Source organism: Kitasatospora sp. NPDC057518 (assembly GCF_042802075.1).
In the GTDB taxonomy this organism is placed as follows: Bacteria; Actinomycetota; Actinomycetes; order Streptomycetales; family Streptomycetaceae; genus Kitasatospora.
Genome location: NZ_JBHVEU010000540.1, coordinates 1 through 5,471 on the forward strand (window position 1 = coordinate 1; position 5,471 = coordinate 5,471).

Below are 5,471 nucleotides of genomic sequence, written 5' to 3' on the forward strand. Positions count from 1 at the left end.
CGGGGAACCGGCCTCCCCGTGGGCGCCCTTCCACCACCGGGGCCTGCCTTCGCACCCGCGCCTGCGGGGCGGCTCAGAGCACCTTGGGCAGCACCCCGGCCGAGGCGGGCGGCCGGTCCCCGGCCCTGCGGAACCGGTGCAGCGCCGCCCGGCCCTCGGCCCCGCGCACCCGGGCGGCGAGCCGGGCCGGCAGCACCACGGTGGCCAGCCGGCCCTCGCCCCGGAACCCCTCGACCGTCCAACAGACCCAGGGAATCGGATAGTTGGCCGCAGGACTGAACAGCACGGGCCGCTTCCCCTGGAAGCTCACCGCATAGGCGCCGAAGCCGCTCCAGTTGGAGAAGCTGAACCGGCGCGCCGCCGGGTCGAAGCCCAGCGGCACGCAGTCGCGCAGCCGCGAGCGGCCGAGGGTGGCCAGGAACCACAGGTTGGCGCGGAGGTTGAGGTGCGCGGTCGGGAACTCCTCGACCGCCGTACGCAGTGCGCCCGCGAGCACCGCCGGTCCTTCCTCGGGCCGGTGCGGCAGATGGACCTCGCTGAGGAGGTTGCCGAGCAGCGCGGGCGACAGGCCCAGCCAGCGGCGCGCGTTGACCGGCACGGTCAGCATCCGCTCGGCGTCGTCCCCGTCCAACTCCCGCAGGGTGCTGAGGAGGTGGGCGCAGAGCACATCCCCGGAGGAGAGCCGGCGCCCGGCCGCCAGTCCGAACTCCTCGCGCATCCTGGCCAGTTCGGCGTCGGTGAAGGCGATCTGGACGATCCGGTTGGCGCGTGGCCCGACCGCCACCTCGCGGGCCAGCAGCTCCGCCTCCGCCGCCGAGGGCAGCCGGAAGCCGGGCCGTCCGCAGTCCTCGTCCGGGAGCACCTCGGCCAGCAACTCGTCCTGGTCGTCGACGAGTTCGGCCTTCGGCAGCGGTTCGCCCTCGACCGCCGCGGACCAGGTCCGCAGCAGCAGCATGAAGCTGTGCAGGTCGCCGATCGCATGGTGCCAGGAGCAGCCGAGCACCGTGCCGCCGTCGGCCGTGCGGGTGAGGCGCACGGTGAGCAGCGGGACGCCGCCGTCGCGGGCGGCGGGGGCGTCCAGCGGGGCGACCAGTTCGGCGCCGGCCGCCGTCGCCCGGCCCATCGCCTCGGCAAGCGTGCCCTCCACGGTGTAGACCTCGAACGGCACGCCGGTGTCGTCGCAGACCGCCTCCAGGACGCCCTCGACGGTGCGCAGCCTTCCGGCGAAGACCGGCACCCGCTCCAGCGCCCGGGCCAGGCCGGCGGCGAGCCGGTCGTCGTCCAGCGGGTGCTCGAAGCAGAGCACGACCGAGACGGCGAGGTCGGCGAGCATGGTGTCCATCAGCCCGCAGCGCAGCACCCGGCCGGTGGCGTGCCCGGCCCGGACGGTCCGGGATCTTCGCAACTGCGGCCAGATGCTCATGGGTTCCGTTCCGAAGCACTCGACGACTCCCGGTGACGCGCGGGCGCGTTCCGGCGGCGCGCGATCCGCGGGCACGCCGAACGATAGTGGCGCGCGGAGGCAGTGGTCCAGTCCAATCCCGCACTCCGGCAGGGCTCTTCGGCCGGTGCGGCGACAGCGACGGCGATAGAATGCGCAGCATGGGAGAGCGCCCCGGCGCACCCTCCGCGCCGCCCCTCGTCCTGGTCACCGGCACCGCGTCGCGGGTGATCGACCCGACCCGGGCCTACCACCTCGGCCGCGACCCGACCAGCGAGATCGTCCTGGACGACCCCCGGGTGTCCTGGCACCACGCGATCCTGCGCGCCACCGGAGGGCACTGGCTGCTGGAGGACGTGGACAGCACCAACGGCACGTACGACGAGGGCCGGCGGGTCAGCCGCGAGGAGGTCGGCCCGGGCACCCGGCTGCGCTTCGGCGACCCGGCCGACGGCCCGTCCGCGGCCTTCGCCGGCCTTCCGGCACCCACCGCGCACAAGCGGCCGTCGCTGGTCGCCCCGCACCTCTCCGGCACCTTCCGCCGCCCGAGCGCCGTCCACCGGCTGCTCGGCCGCACCGTCCGGATCGGCCGCTCGCGCGACAACGACCTGGTCCTGGACAACCTGGTGGTCTCCCGGTACCACGCCGAACTGCGCGCGCTGCCCGACGGCGGCCACGAGATCGTCGACCTGGACAGCCACAACGGCACCTACCTCAACGGCCGCCCCGTCCAGCGCGCCCCGGTCGGCCCGGCGGACATCGTCGGCATCGGCCACTCCGCGCTCTGCCTGGCCGACGGCCGGCTGGTCGAGTACACCGACACCGGCGAGGTCTCCCTGGACGTCCGGCACCTGGTGGTCCGGGTCGGCCCCGACCACCGGGTGCTGCTGGACGACGTCGGCTTCCCGCTCGCCGAGAAGGCGCTGCTCGCGGTGGCCGGGCCGAGCGGCGCGGGCAAGTCCACCCTGCTCAACGCGCTCACCGGGCTGCGCCCCGCCGACCAGGGCACGGTGCTGTACGACGGGCGCGACCTCTACCGCGACTACGCCGAGCTGCGCCGCCGGATCGGCCTGGTGCCGCAGGACGACATCCTGCACACCCAGCTCACCGTCCACCGCGCCCTGTCCTACGCCGCCGAGCTGCGCTTCCCCGGCGACACCGAGCCGCACGAGCGGGAGGCCCGGGTCCGCGAGGTGATCCACGAACTGGGCCTGGACGGCCGCGCCGACCAGGTGATCGCCAGCCTCTCCGGCGGCCAGCGCAAACGGGTCAGCGTCGCGCTGGAGCTGCTCACCAAGCCGTCCCTGCTCTTCCTCGACGAGCCGACCTCCGGGCTGGACCCGGGCATGGAGCGCTCGGTGATGCGGATGCTGCGGGGGCTCGCCGACGACGGCCGGACGGTGGTCGTGGTGACGCACAGCGTGCTGAGCCTGAGCGTCTGCGACCGGCTGCTGGTGCTGGCCCCGGGCGGGCGGACGGCGTACTACGGGCCGCCCGGCGAGGCGCTGGGCTTCTTCGGCTACGAGGAGTGGCCGGAGGCCTTCGAGGCCTTCGAGGACGAGGACCACGACACCTGGCAGCAGCGGTTCCGCGGCTCCCCGCAGTACGCGCGCTACGTGGCGGCCGAGGGCGGGCCGACGCCGTCGCCCCGTCCGCACCCGACCCCGCACGAGCCCGCCGCGTCGGCCACGCCCGCCCTTCCCGCCGCTCCCGCCGCTCCCGTGATCGACTGGGGCAAGCCGCAGGGCTGGTTCTCCCAACTGGGCACCCTGGTACGCCGGTACACCGCGGTGCTGGCCGCCGACCGGCTCTTCCTCACCATCATGGTGGTGCTGCCCTTCGTGATCGGCCTGATGTGCCGGGCGATGGCCGGCTCCCGGCTCTCCCCCGACAACGCCGTCAACTGCCTGCTCACGCTCTGCATCGGCGGGCTGCTCACCGGCGCCGCCAACTCGGTGCGCGAGCTGGTCAAGGAGCGCGCGATCTACCGGCGGGAGCGGGTGGTCGGGCTGTCCAGATCGGCCTACCTGGTCTCCAAGGTGGTGGTGCTCGGCACGGTCACGGTGGCCCAGGCCGCGGTGCTGACCGTGGTCGGCCTGGCCGGGGTGGACCTCTCCTTCGCGGTGCCGACCGGGGTGGTGATGCCGCAGCTGCCCGAACTGATCCTCGCGGTCGCGCTGCTCGCCTTCTCGGCGATGATGCTCGGCCTGGTGGTCTCGGCGCTGGTGGGCAAGGAGGAGGCCACCATGCCGCTGCTGGTGCTCCTCTCGGTGGTGCAGATCGTCTTCAGCGGCCTGATGCTCAAGCTGCACGGCGTCCCGGGGCTGGAGCAGTTCGCCTGGCTGGTCCCGTCCCGCTGGGGCCTTTCGGCGATGGCGCGCACCGTCGAGCTGCACGGCATCTTCCCGAACGCGATCACCGCCGACCCGATGTTCCGGCACCAGCGCTCCGGCTGGCTGGTGGGCATCACGCTGCTGCCCGCGCTCTCGCTGCTGTACGGCCTGGTGGTGCTGGCCCTGCTGCGGCGGCACGAGCCGAGCATCATGCGGCGCTAGCGGAAGGGCGACCGCCGCATGGACGAGCTCGCGTTCCGCCCCACCCACGTCGCCCCGCCGGACGGGATGGCCTCCTGGGCGGCACCCGACCCGGCCCGGCCGGACGCCCGGCTCGACGCGCTGCTGCCGCTGCAGCTGCTCGACCGCCGGGGCGACTGGGCGCGGATCCTCTGCTCCAACGGCTGGACCGCCTGGGTGGACGGCCGCCTGCTGGTCGCGCTGCCGCAGCCACCGCCCGCCGCCGGCGGCCCGCCCGCGCGGACCGCCGACCCGCGGCCGGCGCTGGCCGAGGCCGGGGGCGCGCTCGACCGCTACCGCGCCCTGCTGGAGGACCTCGCCGGTGGCGCCCTCGACCTGGGGGCCTTCCGGGAGCGCACCCGGGGCCTGCGGATCGGCCTGGTGGTGGACGGCGAGGCGGTCTGGCTGTTCGACCCGGTGCACGACCGCTGGTGCTACGGCGACGGGCTCCAGCTCCAGACGTACGCGGCCACCGACCGGCCCAGCCCCGCGCCCGCGCCCTCGCACGGCCCGTCCGCGGAGGGCCCGTCCGCCCCCACCCGGACCGGTGAGCCGTGACCTCCGCCGAGCGCGACGGCGTCGAGCGGCCGTCCGCCGCACGCGAGGCCGCCAAGCGGGATACCACCGAGCGGGACGCCACCGGTCTGCCCGCCGGGCTGGTCGGGCGGCGGGTCGCCGGCTACCGGCTGGAGAACGAGATCGGGCGCGGCGGCATGGCCGTGGTCTACCGGGCCAAGGACCTGCGGCTCGGCCGGACCGTCGCGGTCAAGCTGCTCGCCCCCGAGCTGGCCCGCAACGAGGTGTTCCGGCAGCGGTTCATGCACGAGTCGGAGGCCGCCGCCGCGATCGACCACCCGCACATCATCCCGGTGTTCGAAGCGGGCGAGCAGGACGGCATCCTGTACCTCGCGATGCGCTACGTGGAGGGCGGCGACCTGCGCGCCCTGATCAACCGCTCCGGCCCGTTCCCGGTCGGGCGGGCCGTCCGGTTCGCCCTCCAGATCGCCTCGGCACTGGACGCCGCGCACGACCACGGCCTGGTGCACCGGGACGTCAAGCCGGGCAACGTACTGGTCGCCGCCGGGACGGACAGCGAGCACCCCGAGCACCTGTACCTGGCGGACTTCGGCCTGACCAAGAAGTCCCTCTCGCTCAGCGGGCTGACCACCGTCGGCCAGATCGTCGGCACGCTCGACTACGCGGCGCCCGAGCAGATCTCCGGCAGGCCGCTGGACGGGCACTGCGACCAGTACGGCCTCGGCTGCGTGGTCTTCGAGATGCTCGCGGGCGCCCCGCCGTTCCGCCGGGAGAGCGACCTCGCGCTGCTCTGGGCGCACCTCAACGACCCGCCGCCCGCGCTGCGCGACCACCGGCCCGACCTGCCGGCCGCCGTCGGGGCGGTGGTCGCCCGGGCGCTGGCCAAGACGCCCGGGGAACGGTACCCGAACTGCCTGGAC

At 74.8% G+C, this 5,471-nt stretch carries 4 protein-coding genes; 3 read left to right on the forward strand and 1 reads right to left on the reverse strand.

Features of this window, described 5'->3' with window-relative positions:
- Positions 1-73 precede the first annotated feature (73 nt).
- Positions 74-1,423: an acyltransferase gene (locus tag ACFU7Z_RS35455; protein ID WP_074004881.1), complete on the reverse strand. Its 1,350-nt coding sequence runs from the start codon at positions 1,421-1,423 to the stop codon at positions 74-76.
- A 179-nt stretch (positions 1,424-1,602) separates the two neighbouring features.
- Here ACFU7Z_RS35455 and ACFU7Z_RS35460 point away from each other — a divergent pair, with 179 nt between their 5' ends.
- The 3 genes from ACFU7Z_RS35460 to ACFU7Z_RS35470 form a co-directional block, all read left to right on the forward strand.
- The gene (locus tag ACFU7Z_RS35460) at positions 1,603-3,996 is read left to right on the forward strand and encodes an FHA domain-containing protein (protein WP_380782115.1); all 2,394 of its coding nucleotides are present in this window, start codon (positions 1,603-1,605) and stop codon (positions 3,994-3,996) included.
- 18 nt (positions 3,997-4,014) lie between these two features.
- Positions 4,015-4,572 carry a hypothetical protein gene (locus ACFU7Z_RS35465; RefSeq protein ID WP_380782117.1) on the forward strand — a complete coding sequence of 186 codons (558 nt, stop codon included), beginning with the start codon at positions 4,015-4,017 and terminating at the stop codon, positions 4,570-4,572.
- Positions 4,573-4,658: 86 nt separating this feature from the next.
- Positions 4,659-5,471 (forward strand): serine/threonine-protein kinase (locus ACFU7Z_RS35470; protein WP_380782119.1); only part of this gene is annotated, 813 nt, incomplete at its 3' end.